Origin of the sequence: Listeria sp. ILCC792, from assembly GCF_900186135.1 — a bacterium.
Classification (GTDB): domain Bacteria; phylum Bacillota; class Bacilli; order Lactobacillales; family Listeriaceae; genus Listeria; species Listeria goaensis.
Genome location: NZ_FYBO01000018.1, coordinates 1 through 19848 on the forward strand (window position 1 = coordinate 1; position 19848 = coordinate 19848).

Consider the following 19848-nt stretch of genomic DNA (forward strand, 5'->3'; position numbering starts at 1 on the left):
GTCTTTCATTTTACCCATCTCTCCCACGTGCTCGCTGAACACGGCTTCGTTGGATTTAATTTCCCGCATGTTTGTTCCTCCTGATGTTTGACCTGTCGTTCTAGTATACCATTCAAACAGGAGGTGAGTTGTGACTACTTTGTGAAATTTTCCGGCATTTATACACCCAAAAAGCAGCTTTATGGACCTTCAATAAAAAACGAGGTGGGAAAATGTTTTCCCACCTCGTTTTTTATGCTTCTGCGTTAATGTAGAACCGTTGACTTTCTTGACATCTACCTATAAATCCTTCTTTGCGTAACTCGCTAAACAATTTGCGTATGGTTACGTAGCTGATACCTAAATACTCGGATAGCATTTTATAATTTAATTGTTTTGGTAGAAAATCTTTCGTATCATTTTCCTCGTGAAGTTCATCAGCAAGTTCTAATAAAAATTTTTTGCTACGCGATCTAGCTTTTAATTTATAGAAAATGCAGTGGTTTATAATAACTTCGTTAAAACGATGGGCAATTTGATAGCCGAAAATCCAACCTTCTTGTGTATTCATCAAGGCATCAATAACTTGTTTTTTCTTAAATTTGATTAACTCGGTGTTTCCCACTGCATGAAAATCTAAATCCATATGGCTATCAAAAAACATACTTTCTAAACCTAAAAAACGGTCTTTGCCTTGAAAACAATAAATTGTATCATCTTTGCTTACTGAAGCCGCCCCGTGTACAATGTAGTAGACGTATTCTTCGCGTTCTTTTAAAACAATTTTACGCCCATTTCTAATCTTTATATTTTCTCCGTAAATCGCAAATTGATTTTCTAATAATTTCAATAGTTCTTTTTCATTGAAGCGTTCCTCAACTACTTTTTTTGAATAAAGTTCTATTAAGTCTTCCATCATGAAGCACCTTCCCATTTGAAATCATTTTCATTCGCTTTGAACTTTTCCGTTTAATGAATATCCTTATTTTAACGCCTCAAAAATTTGTTCATAATTCACGATTTTATGATTTCATAAAGGAACTGTCCTTAATTTCTGTTTTCCTTGTTTAAATGGCGTATAAATTGCTTCATATCAACATTCCTGAAAGATTTGTGACATTTTCAAAACGAACGAAAGTCAAAACAAACCTACTTTTTCATAAAAAGAAAGAGGTTTTTTATTATTTGTGCGATTAATGTAAGCAGATTTGGGTAGGTATTAAAGTGAGGGGGAGAGGATTTTATGTACTCAAAAAGCTTTTTAGATGATTTTACAAATTTTGATTATGTGATGAAAATATTGAAGAGCAACCCGCAATTTAATCATAAATGTCACCAAATTGCACTAAAGACCGGGCTCTCTATTGAAGTGAGTTTTAAAAAAAATAAAGTCTATTTTATTCAAGAAGGGTATACAAAGCTTTCCAATCTAAACGGTAAGCGTCCCGTCTTTATTCTTATTTCTAAGCGTGGAGAATTCCCTTTCCTAATAGCACAAAATGATTTATCTGATGAACTTGCGGAAATTTCCGCCTTAACTGACTGCATTCTTTGGGAAATTGATTTGGACTACTTAAACGATGTTCTTTTAACAGAAGACCCTCGTAACTTTGTTCTTTTAAACTATCATATTAAACTTTCGCGTAACTCCATGATTCAACTCATTATGGATAGTTTTCCGTCTGAGGAACGCATTTATTATATTTTGCATTTTCTAGCAAACAAATTTGGCATTCGTAATGCGGACGGTTCTATAGACTTGCCGAGTTTTGTAACCTATGAGAAACTAGGTGAGCTCGCTTCTGTTTCACTATCTCACACATCCAACATTATAAAAACACTGCAAAAACAAAACATTATCTCGATTAGAAAAAAACAGTGGGTGATTCATACACTTCAAGACATCCCGATTGTTATCCCGTATACATTTGATCGTTGGGTATAAAAAAACTGCAAGACTTATGAAAAGTCTTGCAGTTTTTCAGTTACATGTGACGCGTTTCATTTGCGCTTTCACTCTACAGCTTTTTTCTTGTTCACTAACTTTGGAATTAACAGGCCAAACACGTAAGCAATAACGACCCCTGCCGAAACCCACAAAATTCGTTCAGCGAGTAGCCACCAATGTGTCGCATTCATTTCATTATTGATGACCATCATAAATGAAAATACAATGTACGTCATGAAAAGTGGCATAATGTACGCTTTACTTTCATGTGTCCCGCTTGCTAAAACAAGCATCATCGCAGCCGCACCAGCAATAATAATATTCCCCGCGTTCGAAAGCATCACTATGTAAATTAAAACAATTCCCGTCACAACCGAAACAATCCGGAAAACCGAACGCATCTCTTGCATTTCACGCACTGGGCGCATGACTAACCCTACAGAGCCCACAATCCACCCCGTATGATCCAAATAAAAGCCAATAACCGTTGCCAGCATAATCGCTGTTGTAAAATACGGCGCATATTGCTTGAAAATCACTTTATTTGGATTGACAGCAGGTGCTTTTTTAACCCCTTTTGTTTCTTTAAAAAATAACGAAATCATGCAGGCTACAGTCGAACCAAGAACCATGCTTAGCCCAATTGACACCCCCGCTTGAAAATCCGTAATACTTAAACCAATTCCAATTACAGGTGTAATAAAGAACATAAACGCCGGTACGCCTTTTTTAGATGCCGCAAACATCGCAGACAAATACGCAAATGCGCCCATTGAAACGGTCGCACCTACAATGCCAAAATATGATTTTAAAAGCGCGCCAATGAGAACTGATAACGCAATGACTGCGCCCATTATCAAAATCGAAACTCGCCCACGCCTAGTTGGCGCAATCTTCGTAATAGCCGCTGGAATGAGCCCAATGAGCATACCCATGCCGATTGACATATCCACGAGAGTCGCAATTAAAAAAACTGGAATTGCACTAATGAATGTTAAAACCGCATTGCTCCAATTCCATGAAAAATACTTCTGAATCGTCATTCTTGTTTCGCTCCTTCTGTTGCTGTACATAAGGGGCACAAACGAAACTTCAAAGAAAATTGACTATAATTTGTATACGCAGATTTGAGTGCATCTTGTGGCGTTTCAAACTTTCCTAAAATAAGCCGATTCTCCCTTGCTGGTATATTCTCACATGAATATTTATGAATCACTCTAAATTTATTCGCATCTTGAACAACATCAACCACATATCCTTCCACGCTAGCCCCTCCTTTATTTAAGTATATCTTCAATCATCAAGTTGTCAATCATATTGGTTACATAAAACGTGCCCATTCATGTGCAATTTCTACTTGTATCCATTATAATGATAGTACTAACGTGAAAGAGGAATAAAAAATGAATTTGCTAATGGATTTTGGAGCAAATATTTTTATCGCTTCTGCAGGTACTTACTTTATTTTTAAAATAATACCTTATCAAATTAATCCTCAACTTCTCATGTGGCGGAAAGCTGTAATTTTTTTGCTTATTTTAATCAGTAACTTTTTACTTATGTATTTCGCATTTGAGCTGCCTGACGGTGTGAAAATTGATTTACGCTACGTATCCATCATTTTAATCGCCATTTCGGCTTCGCCCATTTTCACAGTCTTCTCCGCACTTCTCATCGGGCTAACGCGCTTTCTTTTTGGAATATCTGGAATCGCCATACAAGCTTTATTCTTCATTCTTTTGCTCGCCCTACTCATTTCAATATGGATAAAATTCCGCAAAAGTAAAATTCATGAAAGTCAGCTCATCGTTGAATTATTCATCATCAGTGTCATCGTATATATTATCAACAGCAGCTTTTTTTATGGTTTTCAGCTTAAAACGCTTATTTTAATCACTACTTGGACGGTTTTCAACGGCCTTGCATTACTTATTCTTTATGCCGTGCTTTTTGATATGCGACGGACGCGGCATTTGTATATTGTTGAAACCGAGCGTGCTTTCACAGACGCCCTCACAAATCTTGCGAACCGACGCGCATTTGACCAGCGAATTCAGCTACTCATGGAAGATACCACAGTAAACAAATTAAGCGCTTTAATGCTCGATATCGATTTTTTTAAATCTGTAAACGACAGTTATGGGCATCTCGCAGGTGATAAAGTGCTTCAATCATGCGCTTCAATCATTCAAGAGCACTGTTTGGAAAAAGGGAACGCCTTTCGTTTGGGCGGAGAAGAATTTTGCATCTTGGCGATTAATTTTGATGAAAAGGCCGCCTATGACCTCGCCGAAAAAATTCGCATCGCCATTCAAAACTCTGCCATCCCGATTGACACCACACAAAAAATTTCCATCACCATTTCAATTGGTGTAGCGACAGCTTGCGATTCACGTGAATTTCCTGAAATTCAGCACCTCGCAGATCGCGCACTTTATCAGGCAAAAAACGCTGGGCGCAACCAAAGTGTCATTTTATGAGAAAGTCAGTACAATTTGCTGACTTTTTTGTTTGCTCACGTTTTATCAAAAAAAAAATGGTGGTATAAGAAAGTATAAATTTTCTAAATATTCATTAAAGGAGTGATTGTCATGGCACTGCAACCTTTTTCGAGTTCTCTATCCAAGCAATACGAGGAGTTAGCCAAGGAACGGGCATTAATGAATACGTTTATTGAGTGCTACATGACAATGCTCGGTCAAAAACAACGGATAGCAAGAATTCAAACCGAAATTGATCTTGCTCTCGACGACGGAAACAAGAAACGCTTCATTCTATTATCACTACGCCTAAAACGCCTTCAAGAAGAAGAATTACAATTTTAAAAAAGGTGGCTCGAGAATTCGAGCCACCTTTTCAATGTCTATATATGCGCCAAAATCTCTTCCGGCGTTTCAAAAATAAATTCCGCCTTCTCAAATCCGTCTTTTGATTTGGCTCCCCAAAGTGCGAGGCCGAAATGAGCACCGGCAGCGTGCGCACAGGCCATGTCATACGCGGAGTCGCCAATGTAAATGACGTCGGAAGGTTTTAAAGCTAGCATTTCAATATTTTTCAGCAAAGGAGCGGGGTGAGGTTTGTGTTCCGTCGTATCACTCGCGCAAACAATCGCATCGAAGTGGTGGTCAATGCCGAACGGGTAAAAGCCCTTCTCCATTTCTACTGCATTTTTCGAAGTGACAACACCGCTCTGCGGAATCGCTTCAAGCGCCTCTTTAATGCCTTCAAAAATTTCCACCTCATGAATGAGCGATGCTTCGCGTTCCACCCATTTCTCAAAAATTTCTTCTTCGTCTAAAATATCCAATTGGGCAAGCGCTTTCTTGCCGGTTATCCCTAAAACAAAACGCAGTTCGTCTTGCGTATACGTGAGTCCTTCTTCTTGCAAAACAGATTGAAGAGAATGTAAAACCGCTTTTTCTGTATCTAAAATTGTTCCATCAACATCAAAAATAATCGCTTTATACATCTTTATTCCTCCTTTATTTTGCAAAAACATAATGATGATGCGGGGTATATTTACTGCGCTTTAACCGATTCGGTTCTGGCATACCGTATCTTTCAGCGCGAAGTTCATCGGCAAAAGGTTTCAATTCATTTGTACTATCCGCAATTTCAAACCGGGTATTTTCACAAGAAAAAGTTAAATATTGTCCGCCTTTTTCTGGAACAAGCGCAATATTACGCAAACTTGCGAGCGGATACGTGTGGCGTTTTCCCAAACCATAACTGTAATTTCGCTCAAACACCAAATAATCACGTTCCACATAAAATTCCCCGTACTGATATTCCATACCAATTTCTGAGTAAACTTTGCAAACACCTGACACAATCATTATTTTCGCCCCCTTCAAAGTCTCTACCTAAGTTGTACATGATGAAACGGGTTTCATGTCAAGCGTTTTCAATTAAAATTTTTCAGACTGATTTTCGAACGATTAGCGCATGCTCAATTCGCTCTTTTCTTACTTCTTTTGAATAAAATATTGAAAAAGCCATTTCGCCTAATTTTTTCAGATTGTGGTCGAGCGTTGTAAGTTCAAGCACGAATCCAATCGGCAAATTTTCTTGCCCTAAAATCGCCAAGTCTTCTGGTACACGAAGCCCCTTTTCGCGCGCATAGACCATGATGCCCGCTGCGACTTCATCGCCGTTTGAATAAATTGCATCTGGTTTCATGCCGCTTTCTTCAAAAAAATATCGGGCAGCCGCTATGCCGTCTTCAACTGTGTAGCAATCATTCAAGGCATAGTCTGCCGCATTTTTTTGATACACTTTTTCAAAGGCACTCATTTTGTGGCGCGTACTTGGGCTAATGCTTCTAGCCCGTCCATTCGTGAAACAGACGTCACGATATCCTTTTTCCTTCAAAAAAAGAAAGCCTTCTTGGTACGCTTTGGCGCGGTCGATATAGGCGCACGAAAGTTCGGGAATGTCCGTTTCCTCGCTTACGACGATGGGGCCGTACTCCGCATACTGCCGAATTAGCGCTAACGTATTCGCGCGCGAAGCGATGATGAGCCCGTCCACTTGTTTCGTTTTTAGCATCATCAAATATTTTTCTTCTGTTTTTGCATCGTAGCCCGTTGGAAATAGCGTCACCGAGTACTTCTTCCGGAAAGCCGCGTCCAGTACGCCGTTTACAACCTTATCGAACCACGGGTGATCGTTATAGGGTAAAATCACACCAATTGTGTTCGTTTTGCCAAGCGCCAAGTTTGTCGCACTCCGGTTTGGTATGTAGTCAAGCTCGCGCATCACTTCTTCTACGCGCGCGCGCTTTTCGCTCGCCACATACGGATGATTGTTTAAAACACGCGATACTGTCGTCACTGAAACACCCGCTTGTTTCGCGATTTCCTTAATGTTTGGCATTTTTTTCTCCCCCTATACAAAAAGCAGGACAAATTGCCCTGCTTCCGGCAAACTTAGTAAGCCGTCAAATTGTGTCCGCCGCTTCCTCCTGCTGCTGCAATGGATTAATTTCCACTCGCAGTGAGACAAGACGCGCATCTTTTACTTCAAGTGCTGTGAACGTAAATTGTTCGTAGTCTGCCACTGCTTTTTCCCCGTCATTTGGGATACTGCCTAGTAGCGTCAAGACAAAGCCAGCAATTGTATCCACACCCCGAGCGGGAAGTTCCACGTGAAACATGCGATTAAAGTCGTCCAGTGCAAGCATTCCGTCAACCTCGTAAGTATGGTCATTTATTTTCACAAATTCATTTGTTAAGTCATCATATTCATCATCGATATCGCCGACAATTTCTTCTAATAAATCTTCAATAGTAATGATTCCCGCAACACCGCCGTACTCGTCCATTAAAATCGCCATCTGATTACGTGTGCGCTGCATGTTTTTCAGCAAATCATCAATAAACATTGTTTCTTGAGCAAAATAAGCCTCTTTCACCAGTTTTTTAATGTCTACATGATCAAAACCAACTTTTCGTGCTTCTACAAAATAGTCTTTTAAATGCAAAATACCATAGACAGAATCCTGATCTCCCATGTAGACCGGAATTCGCGAATAGTTTTCTTCCAGCAATAAATCACAAATTTTTTCTGGTGCAAAATCCACATCAATCATAAAGGCATCCGTTCGTGGCACCATCGCTTCACGCGCATATTTATTATCAAGTTCAAATACACCGCGCAACATGCTAAGTTCTTCTTCCTCAATAATGCCATCTTTTGAACTCGATTCCATCAACATTTGCATCTCTTCTCGCGTCATGCGGTCATCTTCTGTTGCATCCGTCATCCGCGTTAATTTCACAAGCGCATTTGTCGAAAGTGACAACAATTTTACGAATGGGCGAAGTAACATTCCAACAACGCGAATCGGGCCAACCGAAAAACGAGCAATCGCCTCTGATTTTTGTAGCGCAATGCGTTTCGGATAAAGCTCACCGAATACAAGCGTAATGTAGGAAAGAATAATTGTGACAATAATAATCGACATTTCTTTTGCAAATGCTCCGCCGCCTAAATAAGACTCAAAGCGGGTGGCAATGCTTGTCGCTGCCGAAGCACTCGAGAAAAAACCAGCAAGCGTAATACACACTTGAATTGTCGCTAGAAAGTTGCTCGGGTCTTCAATTAACGTCACCAATTTCTTTGCTTTCTTATCGCCATTCTCGGCCTGATTTTTAATCCGACCTTTGTTTAAAGATACAAGCGCCATCTCTGCCGAAGCAAAAAATGCATTGAGTAAAGTTAACACCAAAATAAGTATGAGTTGTAAAATAATCTGCTGACTCTCGGGGTCAGGTGACATGTAGCCGTCCACTCCTTAATAAAAGAAAATTTTGACTGGAAAACGCTCCCAGTTATTCAAATTTTACCATGTTCTCCCCCTTTTGGTCAAAACTGCGCGCCCGATTTCCCTTAAAGGCTTTCAAATACCCGCAGCGCATCCGCCTGAATCATTTCAACAGGAGCAGCAATCCGTAATGCCTCTTTGTTCACCGCAAAAATGGCTGCCTGATTATTCCGATACTCGATTAAATTGCAAAATGGACTCACTTGGAAACTTGTGCCCACAATGACGATCAAATCCGCGGTTTGCACTGCGAAAACGGCGCCTGAAATGGCTTCTTCAGAAATGCCTTCACCGTATAAAACGACGTTTGGTCGGACTTCACCACCGCACTGCGCATGAATTCGTGATTTCAAATACTCCGCCGCGGGAATCGCTGCTCCACAATTTTGACAGTAGCAATCATATAAGTTCCCGTGAAAATCAATGACCTTTTTAGAACCCGCTTTTTCATGCAAACCATCAATGTTTTGCGTAATTATCGTGATAGCTTTATCCCGCTCTAGTTCCGCCATTTTCAAGTGTATCCCGTTCGGCTTTGCTTTTGGATAATACATATTCTTTGTCACAAAGTCATAAAACAATTCTGGCTCACGTTTCAAACAAGTGGCGCTAAGTAAATACTCCGGATTCTGATACCCTTTGTAAAGGCCGTCTTTCGACCGGTAATCTGGAATTCCGGAAGGTACCGATACGCCTGCGCCAGTCAAAAAAACAATTTTACTCGCATTAAAAATCGCCGCCTGAAGTTGTTTGACATTTTCCATCTTCAAAACCTCTTTTCTCAAACAATTTGTGCCGTCAAAAATAGCCAAACATCTGAAAACAAATGCTTGGCTACCATTATATCACTCTTTCGAAACTTAAAAAATTTCATTTTGAAATTTACGCTAATTTATCAAGCGGTATCCAGCCAGCCATTCCGTCCTCATCAACGCACCACGCAAAGCCGTTTAATTCGCGATTACTTTCGACTTTATCGCCTGGTTTCACAGCGAGCTCACGCGCTGAGTAGTCTTCAGAAACGGTAGCAGACTTCCCGCTTTCATCCGAGATAAGTATTTGCTTTGGAACATAGCCTTCTAGCCCCGACGCCTTGACTTTGCAAAAAATCCAGCCTGGGTAGTCCTCGTCTTCTTGAAAGGTCCAAACGCCTTCATTTTTACCAACAAAAAGGGGGTTCGGCCTGTGCATATGATGTTCTTTTTTCACAAGATAGGTGCGATTCATTTTTTTGAGGCCTCATAATCTGCTAAAAATTTCTCAATCCCTGTGTCGGTCAAAGGATGTCTTAGCATCTGTTCGAAAACTTTATACGGGATTGTAGCAATATCCGCACCTGCTCGCGCACATTCAATGACATGGATGGGGTGTCTGACGCTTGCTGAAATGATTTCCGTTTCTATATCATGAACAGCAAAAATTTCCGCGATGTCGCGAATTAATTCTAAACCGTCCTGGCCGATATCATCAAGGCGACCTAAAAATGGAGATACGTAAGTTGCGCCTGAACGCGCCGCAAGTAACGCTTGTGCTGCCGAAAATACGAGTGTCACATTCGTTTTAATCCCTTCCGCATGCAAGACTTTGACAGCCGCCAAGCCTTCGCCCGTCATTGGGATTTTCACAACCATATTTGGATGAATTTTCGCGATTTCACGACCTTCTGCAACCATCTTGTCCGCTTCAAGACTGACTACTTCGCCGCTAATTGGACCATCTACAATAGCTGTAATTTCCTGAATCACTTCGCCAAAATCCCGACCTTCTTTCGCGATTAGCGACGGATTTGTCGTCACACCAGCAATAAATCCCATCCGGCTAGCTCTCTTAATTTCCTCTACATTTGCCGTATCAATGAAAAACTTCATGCCAATTCCTCCTTCATTTAAAACGCTTTCAAATTTACGGTTCCATTATAACGCAAATTGAAGAAAACAAAAAAGATACAGCTTATCGCCCGCTGCATCTTCATTCCCTATAATTTAGATTTATCCAAAATAAGTAGTGGTTTCGGCTTATTACGAACAATCTCTTCTTTAGTTAAAGCCTGGATTGTGCACGCGACATACTCGCGTGATGTACTTGTGTAACGAGCCAAAACTTCCTGAGTAATTTCTTTTGGCAAAATAATACCATCTTGTGAAAAAGTCCCAAGTTTATTTGCACATTGAAGCAATGCTTTTCGAATTCGCTCTTCTTTTTTATAAAAACTCAATTCCGAAAACTCTCTTGATTCATTTATTTTGATACCCATTTGCGCCAAAATAAAATTACGCTTTGGATCAATTTCTTCAAGAATTCCTCTTAAAAACGTGCAATCCACTTCCATTACTTTTGCTTTTCCAAGACTTTGAATACAAACCTTTGATTCCCAGTTATCTGAAAATAAATATTGTAAGCCAAATGTATCTTCTTTCTGCAAAAAGCGAATGATGGCCTGTTTCGAAAATGTTTCACGTGCGTTTTTATTCTTCCTTTGGATAAAAACACCAAAGTACCCTTCTAGAATAAAATAAATCTTCTTTTTGTCCTCGCCTACTGTCTGGAGGATATCTCCTTTTTTGGTAGTGAAAACGGAACAATTTTCATTGTACCTTGGGTGCTCGTAGCAAATTTCTAATAAATTTTTCAATTCTAAGTTAACATGATCAGTTTTGACAGGAAACATAGATCCTCCTTGTGAACGCTTTAGTTCTATGATTATATCACAAGCAAATTAGCATAATATTCCGATTATACAAAAATCTACCAAACTATCGTGAATTAAATCACTTTGTTGATTTGAAAATCTATATTTGTAGCTAATTTTAGATTAAAAACGAATATTAATGAATTATTTGTGACAATTTTTCACTGTCATTTCTTAAAAAAATTACCTCTTAAGGATGACGCACTTCGTGAAATTTCTCTATATAATAGAACAGGAATGGGGGAAAAATACATGAATAAAAAAACAACTGAAACGACCTATACATGGAACAAATTTTTCAGTCTTCTAGGATCCGTAAAACCAGCGAACTGGATTATCGGTGTTGCCTTAATCACGAGCATCATTACAACCGTCGCCGGCCTTGTAGTGCCACTTTTTACAAAAGATTTAATTGATGGCTTTTCATTATCACAAATAAACGGCAGTTTAATTGCCATCATCGTGGCCGCATTTGTCCTTCAGGCAATCGCAAATGGCTTCTCTGTTTTTTTACTTAATTATATGGGGCAAAAAATGGTAGCCACCATTCGTATTCGTTTATGGAATAAAATCATTCACTTACCAGTTCCATATTATGATAATACCAAAACTGGCGAAACCGTAAGTCGAATGATTAATGATACCGTCTTACTTAAAGAGCTTATCGCAGACCATCTGCCGCAATTTGTTACAGGGATTATTTCGGTTATCGGCGCCGTCACTATTTTACTTTTCATGGATTGGAAAATGACTCTCGTTATTTTAATCGCCGTCCCAGTCACCGCACTAATCGTAGCGCCGCTTGGGCAGCGCATGTTCAAAATTTCCAAAGGCCTTCAAAAGGAAACCGCCGACTTTACGGGTATGATTAGTCAAACGTTGTCAGAAGCACGTCTAGTGAAGGCATCAAACGCGGAAGATTTAGAGCAAAAACGTGGTTCAGAAGGTATCAATCGCTTGTTTGGATTTGGTATTCGCGAGGCAAAAGTTGTGTCTGTCCTCGCTCCGCTCATTTTCTTTGTCGTCATGGGGGTTATCGTAGCAATCATTGGTTATGGCGGTATCCGTGTCACTTCTGGCACACTCTCAACCGGAACGCTTATCGCCTTTCTGCTTTATTTGTTTCAAATTATTGTGCCAGTCACATCGTTTGTCACATTCTTCACGCAACTACAGAAATCTAAAGGAGCCACCGAACGAATTTCACAGATTTTAGACCAAGAGAGTGAAGAACTTCAAAATGGTGTTGAAAAAGATATTTCGGGGGAAAAAGTTCATATTGAAGATGTATCCTTCGCGTATGCGGGCAGTGACACCATTCTTGACGGCATCAGCTTTACTGCGAATCCGGGTGAGGTTGTGGCTTTTGCTGGTCCAAGTGGTGGCGGAAAATCGACTTTGTTCGCCCTTTTAGAACGCTTCTACGAGCCTGCGACCGGGGCGATTTACGTTGGCGACACACCGCTTACAGCGATTTCGACCAAGTCTTGGCGCTCCCAAATTGGCTACGTTTCACAAGAAAGTGCTATGCTATCCGGCACAATCGCCGACAATTTGACCTACGGCTTAGACCGCGAAGTGAGCGAAGACGAATTGTGGGCCGTCACAAAACTTGCCTACGCCGATGAATTTATTCAGAAGTTGCCAGAAAAAATGCAAACTGAAGTGGGCGAACGCGGCATTAAGCTTTCTGGCGGGCAGCGACAACGAATTGCGATTGCACGTGCTTTCCTAAGAAATCCTAAAATTTTAATGCTTGACGAAGCAACGGCCAGCCTAGACAGCCAGTCCGAACAAATTGTGCAGCAAGCACTCGCGAACTTAATGTCTGGCCGAACAACTTTCGTTATCGCGCATCGCCTGTCGACCATCGTGTCAGCAAACCAAATCCTCTTCATTGAAAACGGGCGAATTACAGGACGCGGAACGCACACCGAATTAGTCGAAAGCCACCCGCTCTATGCTTCTTTCGCCGAGCAACAATTGCAATAAAAAAACCACGAAAATTCGTGGTTTTTTTATTTACTTCTCTTCACTATTAAACGCGAATTTGCTTACAATAGCCGCAAGTGCGCCACCGACAATCGGTGCTACGATGAACAGCCAAAGTTGCGAAAGTGCTTCGCCGCCAGCAAATAGTGCCGGGCCAATACTTCTCGCCGGATTCACAGATGTACCCGTTAATGGAATACCTAATAAGTGGATTAAAACGAGTGTTAGACCAATAACTAGACCAGCAAACGGTGCGTTCCCATTTTTTCCTGTTACAATTAAAATAACTAAAACAAAAACGAACGTTAAAATAGTTTCTACTAGAAACGCGCCTGAAGCAGTTAAGTTCCCAAAACCATTCTGCCCTAAGTTAGTAGTGGCCAAGTCTGAAGAAATTAAGAACGTACGCAGTGTTAGCGTCGCCACAATGGCACCTAAAATTTGCGCTACTATGTATACAGCCAAGTCTTTCGCAGACAAACGTTTATTGACAAACATCGCAATGGAAACCGCCGGATTAATATGACACCCGGAAATTGTTCCAATACTATACGCCATCGCCACAATCGATAAACCGAATGCAAGCGCAATGCCTGGAATGCCAATGCCTTCAATCCCGCCGCCTAGAACAGCCGTCCCGGTACCAAACAATACTAAAACAAAAGTTCCAATAAATTCAGCAATTGCTTTTCTCATCTTATTTCCCTCCTTTCAAAATTGAATCAACATGTTTAAAAATACCATAAATCCGCCTAGAAAGATATGGATAAGTTGTGTATTTTTCAAAACAAAAAAAGCAGCCATTTTAAATGGCCGCCGACATGTCAAAAACCTCTAAACTTCACGCAAAATTAGGTTGATGTATTGTTTTCGGGTTGGTCGAGCTCTAATTTTGCACCGTCATCATCCTTTTTGCTACTTGCCAAAATAATTCCTGCACAAATTAAGCCGAGGAACGTTGCCGACATTGCAGAAAACAGAACGTGTCCAACAAAAAAGATATAGACTAATGTAATGACTAGCGCAAACGTATAAATTGATTTCATTTTGCGTTTAAAAGCGCGGAAGATGAAATACAGCATCATAAAAATAAACAACGCCGTTCCGATAAGTCCCATACCGAAAAATAAATCAAAGAAATCCATTTCAACAACGCCTAAACGCCCAAATTTCTCAAAACGATACTGGAATCCTTGTCCACCAAAAAGAGTGAACGCAAAATTGGGATCATTAAAGAATAACTTGGCGGCACCTTCTAAAAATACGTTTCTAGAACTAAACAGCAAGCGAAGCAAATCACCATCATAGACTCTGTAAAAATATTGCATCCGAGTAACGGAACCTGCGACAAGTTCTGTCGCTGATTGAATTCCTCTAAAGAATATCCAGATTACTGCAAACATGGCCGTAAGCCAAACAAAAGCTCGCTGCACATTTGAATGGTAATGTTTTTTGAAAACTACTCTAATTAAAAGGTACGCAACAGTCAGAACCGCGTACACAACGACCGTTTTTGTTGCCAAAAGGAATAAACTCACTACATTTCCAGCAAAAAGTAAGAGTAAAAAGAACACTTTCTTGCCCCATCTTTTTTGTAGCTCTTTAATAAGGACATGCGTCGTTATTGTGAGTGTAATGATAAGCGCAAATGAAATGGAGTTTTGCTCAAAGAAAAAGCCTTTATATCCTGCTCCTGCTGTTGAATAAGTTTGACGCCCGACACCTAAAACATACGGAATCAAAAGTTCTGCTGTGAGCAAAGAGCCTAATGCAAGAAAGATATTTTCAAAATTAATGGTTTTGAAAATTTCTCTCCGCTGATAAACATAATAAGGAATTAGCACCCACAGGAAATATTTAATGTACACCGAAAAGTCTGCGAATATCCACGCGGGACTATTCTTCAAGAAAATACCTTGCAAGCAAAACATTAATAAATTTCCGAGTATAAAGAAAATGGTTAGATAGGTATAATATGTTTTCGGAAGTTTCTCAACAATAATCATTAAAACTAAGAAAGCAAAATATCCAAATCGATAAACCATTCCTATAGGTGTAGAAGTTCCTGATGCTAGAAAGAAACCATTTATCATGTCTATAATTGGGCAGGCTACAGTTAGTATTATAAAAATATATACGTTTAGAGGTCTGTTTTTAATGACAATTACATCCTTACACATCTTTATTTTTTCTATAAATTTTCCCGTTTTTTAGTATATATCAAAACATTTTCAATCACAATATAGGTTTACTCTAAAATGAAGAACCCTTTTTACCCTTTTCGTGAAAATGACCTTACAATTCCCATTGATTTTTGCCACATCATTTTCACAGTGCCACGATACATCACCGAAATGACAATTAATAGAACGACTCCAATAAAGAACGAACTCCATATATCTTTTACAAAAGTCGCATAAAAGGCATAGCCTACTAACAGCGCAATACTTGCATATAATTGAAACAGCTTATAACTTACTTTAAAGTACCTTAATGAGAAATAAGTTCTTAGTGAAAAGAATACGATATAGGATAGGCCTGTAGATATCGCGGCTCCTGTTGCACCTATATATGGCACGAGCAACAAGTTTCCTATAACTCCACATAAACATACTAGAGCCACAATAAGGATATGGAGCTTCGTTTTTTTATAAAAATTAATTCCTACTACGGTTACTTCTGATATCGTGTAGAGCACTGGAACAAATACTAAGAATGGCATAATTTGTGCGGCACCACCATATTCGCTTCCAAGCATAAGAACAATAACGTCTTTAAACATCACGACTAACACTGCGATAATTAACATGGCATAACTAACGACCACTTGCATATCCTTGAAAAACTTAGTATTATTCGGGTTCTCCTTAAATTTCTCATAACTTAAAGGCACCCAAAACGCAGTAAAGTTAAGTTGTAGCGTGTTTAAAATCGTCACAATTTTAAAAGCCGCAGAATACAAACCAATTTCAGTGTAATTCGACCATTGTTTAATCGCAATTCGGTCAATGGATTCAAATAGCATCGTCATTAAGAGCGTCACCATTAGCGGAACGCCGTATTTCAGAATATCAGACGAGTGGCTTTTAATTTTAATACTTCCTTTTTTAAAGAAATTCCAAAACTTGTGCTCCACTCCGATTATAACGATCGAAACAACCGCCATACTAAACATATAAGCATAAATAATAACTTCAAATTGATTCCCTAAGAAAAAGGCGAACATCAAAATCCCAGCAAACTCAAGCGACTTACTCAAAATGAGTTTAAACGAGAACACTTTACCTTTCTGCTGCATTCTAACAACTACGGACGCATACGTATTAATTATCCGTAAAAGTGCATACAAAACAAGTAGCAGTACTAGCCAAAAACTAACGTATGAGAAGATAAAATTCGAAATATCTTTATAAAAAATCAATACGCCGATTGACAATATCGCAAAAGCAAGCATAGAAAGCTTCAAGCAAATTAACAATAAATACTTTCGCTTATCCTCTTCTTCTTCATAAAAAAAGCGGTTAAAACTCTGGTCAGCGCCTAATAATGCCACAGCGCCTAGTATTTCAGCTGCTAGCAAAAACATTGACACCTTACCAAACTGATCCGGTGAAATTAACCGCGTTGCAATCGGTGTACTAATGAATCCAATAATAAGAGCTACCCAGCTCCCAATCGAAATCGATAAAAATTTATTTAAAATGCTGTTACTTTTTTTCATAGCCTAGATGTCCTCTCTGCGGTACCCCTTCAAGCAAAATTAACTTTTTGTCTGCATCGGCGTTAAGAATTACCTAGGCAAACTTCGAGATAAGCAAACAACAAGTTGGACGCAATAATTGATAAGATGTGCACCATCTTCTAACAATTAGCGAACAAAAAATACGCATAAAGTCGATTGAAGAATATATGAATTTATTCCATATACCCTTTCATAATTCTCAAAAACTCCATAAAACTAATGATTTGGTCTTTTTCCATTGAATTCCCCGACTCAAATGCAAATTGACAGTCTTTCTTTAGTTCTTCATCTTTAATTAAATCGATATTTTTATTAAATGATTCTTGGTAGAAATTACTTAAATCTGGGTTGATTTTCGCCCAATAGTCAATAGGGTTCATATGATTCTTGGAATTCAATTTCAAACCTAGCTTGATTTTCACAAGTTTTACAAACGCTGCAGGAATACTCGTCCAAGGAATTGATACACCCTTAACTCTAATTAATTTTCTATTAATTTTTCCTTTTACCTTATCGTAAACGAAATTCGCAGCTTCTGGATAATATTTATTAATCCATTTAATGTAAATGTTATGCCCTGTACGGTATTTAAATGGTAACGTCAAAGTGAACGACATAAATTCAACATCCGTATACGGCGAAATGGCTTCCGTCGTTTTAAGAAATGGTTTTAAGCCCATAAGATTCCCAGTAAAACCGCGATTATACAGTTTAAAAATCTCTTTATCTTTTAAATGGAAGGAATTTTCTTCCGTATATTGAACTTTCTCAATCAAACGCGTCGAGTTCGCACCTGAACCAGGATGGAATTCTTGCTTCCTACCTTTTTCATAATACGTTCCTAAAATAGCACCGCCTAGATGCCCCGTATGAACAATACCAAATTGATCCATGTTTAACGTGTTAGCCATGCTAAGCGTAGGCGTGATACTACAGCTTTGACATCTACCTCCAGAAATCTTCACCGCTTCTTCAAAGTATTTGTACAAATATATCCCATTATCTAGTGACTTAAACAGCCATTCATTTTTCAATTCACTCGCCATTTTCTTTGGAACCGTTTCGTCCATATAATCAGTTTGTGAAAAAGTATAACTTAATGTGTCTGTATAGCCCATATCATGCGCAACCCATGTCGTCATTCTTGAGTCTAAACCACCACTTAAAGCGGCTATATGCTTGTAGCCATATTCCTTATCTTTTTCAAAAGAACGTTTTACAGAATTTCTAAAGAGTTCGTCGATTTTAGCCATTGCTTCTTCTTCTGTAATATCGATTGGCGTATTATCTATTTCAAAATAGCATTTTTTTTCAATTCCATTGGCTGAATATTGTAAATAATGTCCTGGTGTTAATCGGTACATGTCTTCGAAAAGCGTATCATTACATAATGTATAGGAATGCGTAATCATGCTATACGCTGCATTCTTTTTTAGTTTGAAACGTTTGCCTGCATGTTTATGCACCAACTTCACAAGAATGTCTATATCCGTACCAAAATACAAAATATCTGTCTGTTTGTCTAAATAATAAAAGACTTCCTTATTTCCGATATGATTTGTGTATAGATTAAAAGTATGTGATGTTTTGTCTAAAAACACCCCTGAAAAATGTCCGCGAAATTCATTAAAGAATGGCTTAGATGCAGATTGAGCCATCTTTTGCGTTAAGGAAAACATATTCCGATCTTTAATTTCATATTTTTCCATTAAATCAAGTTTATTTAAAATTACCCCGTCGACAATAAAAAACGCTTCCTCATTTTGAGAAAAAGTCTTATCTTGTTCAAATTTTTTAACTGTATTTCTAAAAAAACGACCATATAAATTTGGTGTATTCACTGTATTTTTTTCTTCAATAAGGTTATCGTTTGCCTCAATAATGTCATAAATCTCTATATCTTTTTCTAATGCTGTTTCTTTATTTGAAATAAATCCAAAAAAACCCGGCATATTAAATTGACCTCTTTTCTTTAGCTGTAATTATAAAATTAACCTTGTGTTAAAATATACTACGCCTCTTAATGCTTGTCAACGTGATTAAGCCCTTACACAGCCCTCATAAAATAAACTGTCACATTTTCGCCCCATTTTTAGGCCTATATAGATAAATAAGCTACTAAAGTGTGATTTCAGCTCTTCTCAAGCTACATAAATAGTGCTAAAATGTAGCAGTTAGTTCCTTTGTGATAAAATTAACAACATGCACGAAAAATGACCAATAAATATACACATCTTTTAATATTTACGCGCGATAGATATATGGATTGGTTATGCAACAAAAAGGTTGTAACTCTCTTCTCGTTAGCACTACATTATTTTAGAATCAGCCTAGAAATCACGGAAAGCATTTTTAGTGTTGATAAAACCAGGAGGAAGCCATGGAAAATACCCTAGATGTAAGTCAATTATGGAATATTTTGAAAGAAAACAAGTGGATTATTATTTTTAGTACTTGTGCTAGTTTATTAGTAATGGTTATCTATCTCTATTTTTTTTCTGTACCCATTTATAAAAGTGAATCTGAAGTGCTTATCAATCAAGCGAATTCTGAAAAAAGCACTTCCCAAGCAGAAGATGTGCAAGCCAATCTAAAACTTGTAAATACCTATACTTCCATCATGGAAAGTCCGCGTATTTTATCCCAAGTTTCAAGCTTAATGGATAACAAGTACTCCGTCGATGAACTAAGCCAAATGATTACCGTAACAAGTCCTACTGATTCTCAAGTTATACAAGTCAGCGTAGAAGGCTCTAATCCAAAAGATATTGTTAAAATCGCAAATGAAACTGTTAATATATTTAGTAAGACCATACCAAAAATCATGAACGTCAATAATGTTTATACTTTATCGCCCGCTGTTTATAGCCCTAAAATGGCTCCTATAAAACCACACAAATCTATAATGTTAGCTCTTTCAGTAGCATTTGGATTAATACTTGGCATTATAATTATGTTCATTAGAAATCTGTTTGATAATACAATTAAAACCGCTCAAGACGTGGAACGAAACCTTGGATTAGTTGTTTTAACTTCTATTAATAAGATAGAACCAGAAAACTTAGCAACTACTAGAAAAAATGCGTCTGGTCTTAGAAGTACAAACCTACAAAAAAAGAGTTTGGGACATAAATAAAAAATAAGCATCATTCCAGTAAAGCCCCTTTTTCGAG

20 protein-coding genes are annotated in these 19848 nt (G+C 38.5%); 5 read left to right on the forward strand and 15 right to left on the reverse strand.

What is annotated here, in order from left to right; genetic code table 11:
• Positions 1 to 232: 232 nt before the first annotated feature.
• The gene (locus CFS60_RS13525; protein WP_159458314.1) at positions 233 to 895 is read right to left on the reverse strand and encodes a Crp/Fnr family transcriptional regulator; all 663 of its coding nucleotides are present in this window, start codon (positions 893 to 895) and stop codon (positions 233 to 235) included.
• 327 nt (positions 896 to 1222) lie between these two features.
• On the opposite strand from CFS60_RS13525, the gene CFS60_RS13530 reads away from it, so the two are divergent.
• Positions 1223 to 1924 carry a Crp/Fnr family transcriptional regulator gene (locus tag CFS60_RS13530; protein WP_088811026.1) on the forward strand — a complete coding sequence of 234 codons (702 nt, stop codon included), beginning with the start codon at positions 1223 to 1225 and terminating at the stop codon, positions 1922 to 1924.
• A 68-nt stretch (positions 1925 to 1992) separates the two neighbouring features.
• Here CFS60_RS13530 and CFS60_RS13535 read toward each other — a convergent pair whose 3' ends face one another.
• Positions 1993 to 2970 (reverse strand): FUSC family protein, encoded by a 978-nt coding sequence (locus tag CFS60_RS13535; protein WP_088839383.1) that lies wholly within the window; start codon positions 2968 to 2970, stop codon positions 1993 to 1995.
• The gene (locus CFS60_RS13540) at positions 2967 to 3191 is read right to left on the reverse strand and encodes a hypothetical protein (protein WP_088811028.1); all 225 of its coding nucleotides are present in this window, start codon (positions 3189 to 3191) and stop codon (positions 2967 to 2969) included. Before CFS60_RS13540 ends, CFS60_RS13535 begins: the two co-directional genes overlap by 4 nt.
• A 139-nt stretch (positions 3192 to 3330) precedes the next feature.
• Between CFS60_RS13540 and CFS60_RS13545 the strand changes: the two genes are divergently transcribed.
• Positions 3331 to 4407 (forward strand): GGDEF domain-containing protein, encoded by a 1077-nt coding sequence (locus tag CFS60_RS13545; RefSeq protein ID WP_088811029.1) that lies wholly within the window; start codon positions 3331 to 3333, stop codon positions 4405 to 4407.
• Between the two features lie 111 nt (positions 4408 to 4518).
• Positions 4519 to 4752, forward strand: a complete 234-nt coding sequence (locus CFS60_RS13550; RefSeq protein WP_088811030.1) for an IDEAL domain-containing protein — start codon at positions 4519 to 4521, stop codon at positions 4750 to 4752.
• 38 nt (positions 4753 to 4790) lie between these two features.
• Here CFS60_RS13550 and CFS60_RS13555 read toward each other — a convergent pair whose 3' ends face one another.
• The 8 genes from CFS60_RS13555 to CFS60_RS13590 form a co-directional block, all read right to left on the reverse strand.
• On the reverse strand, positions 4791 to 5396 hold the full coding sequence (locus tag CFS60_RS13555) for an HAD family hydrolase (protein WP_088811031.1): 606 nt from the start codon (positions 5394 to 5396) through the stop codon (positions 4791 to 4793).
• Positions 5397 to 5409: 13 nt separating this feature from the next.
• Positions 5410 to 5763, reverse strand: a complete 354-nt coding sequence (locus CFS60_RS13560) for a hypothetical protein (protein ID WP_088811032.1) — start codon at positions 5761 to 5763, stop codon at positions 5410 to 5412.
• 82 nt (positions 5764 to 5845) lie between these two features.
• Entirely contained in the window at positions 5846 to 6802 is a 957-nt protein-coding gene (locus CFS60_RS13565; RefSeq protein WP_088839384.1) for a LacI family DNA-binding transcriptional regulator, read from the reverse strand.
• A gap of 64 nt (positions 6803 to 6866) precedes the next feature.
• Complete coding sequence (locus CFS60_RS13570) at positions 6867 to 8207, reverse strand: hemolysin family protein (protein WP_088811034.1); 1341 nt, start codon at positions 8205 to 8207, stop codon at positions 6867 to 6869.
• A gap of 110 nt (positions 8208 to 8317) precedes the next feature.
• On the reverse strand, positions 8318 to 9016 hold the full coding sequence (locus tag CFS60_RS13575; RefSeq protein WP_088811035.1) for an NAD-dependent protein deacylase: 699 nt from the start codon (positions 9014 to 9016) through the stop codon (positions 8318 to 8320).
• Between the two features lie 118 nt (positions 9017 to 9134).
• Positions 9135 to 9479, reverse strand: a complete 345-nt coding sequence (locus CFS60_RS13580; RefSeq protein ID WP_088811036.1) for a hypothetical protein — start codon at positions 9477 to 9479, stop codon at positions 9135 to 9137.
• Entirely contained in the window at positions 9476 to 10120 is a 645-nt protein-coding gene (gene fsa / locus CFS60_RS13585) for a fructose-6-phosphate aldolase (RefSeq protein ID WP_088839385.1), read from the reverse strand. Before fsa ends, CFS60_RS13580 begins: the two co-directional genes overlap by 4 nt.
• Positions 10121 to 10227: 107 nt before the next feature.
• Positions 10228 to 10920 carry a Crp/Fnr family transcriptional regulator gene (locus tag CFS60_RS13590; protein WP_088811038.1) on the reverse strand — a complete coding sequence of 231 codons (693 nt, stop codon included), beginning with the start codon at positions 10918 to 10920 and terminating at the stop codon, positions 10228 to 10230.
• Between the two features lie 273 nt (positions 10921 to 11193).
• On the opposite strand from CFS60_RS13590, the gene CFS60_RS13595 reads away from it, so the two are divergent.
• Positions 11194 to 12933, forward strand: coding sequence for an ABC transporter ATP-binding protein (locus CFS60_RS13595; protein ID WP_088839386.1), 1740 nt, complete (start codon positions 11194 to 11196; stop codon positions 12931 to 12933).
• 30 nt (positions 12934 to 12963) lie between these two features.
• Here CFS60_RS13595 and CFS60_RS13600 read toward each other — a convergent pair whose 3' ends face one another.
• From CFS60_RS13600 to CFS60_RS13615, 4 genes are all read right to left on the reverse strand, one after another.
• Positions 12964 to 13629 carry an MIP family channel protein gene (locus CFS60_RS13600; protein WP_088811040.1) on the reverse strand — a complete coding sequence of 222 codons (666 nt, stop codon included), beginning with the start codon at positions 13627 to 13629 and terminating at the stop codon, positions 12964 to 12966.
• Between the two features lie 155 nt (positions 13630 to 13784).
• A complete protein-coding gene (locus tag CFS60_RS13605) occupies positions 13785 to 15113 on the reverse strand; it encodes an O-antigen ligase family protein (RefSeq protein WP_088811041.1) in 1329 nt (442 codons plus the stop codon).
• 92 nt (positions 15114 to 15205) lie between these two features.
• Positions 15206 to 16654 carry a lipopolysaccharide biosynthesis protein gene (locus tag CFS60_RS13610; RefSeq protein WP_088811042.1) on the reverse strand — a complete coding sequence of 483 codons (1449 nt, stop codon included), beginning with the start codon at positions 16652 to 16654 and terminating at the stop codon, positions 15206 to 15208.
• Between the two features lie 194 nt (positions 16655 to 16848).
• Positions 16849 to 18627, reverse strand: coding sequence for an asparagine synthase-related protein (locus CFS60_RS13615; protein ID WP_088825967.1), 1779 nt, complete (start codon positions 18625 to 18627; stop codon positions 16849 to 16851).
• A 428-nt stretch (positions 18628 to 19055) separates the two neighbouring features.
• Here CFS60_RS13615 and CFS60_RS13620 point away from each other — a divergent pair, with 428 nt between their 5' ends.
• Positions 19056 to 19811: a YveK family protein gene (locus CFS60_RS13620; RefSeq protein ID WP_088811043.1), complete on the forward strand. Its 756-nt coding sequence runs from the start codon at positions 19056 to 19058 to the stop codon at positions 19809 to 19811.
• Positions 19812 to 19848: the final 37 nt, after the last annotated feature.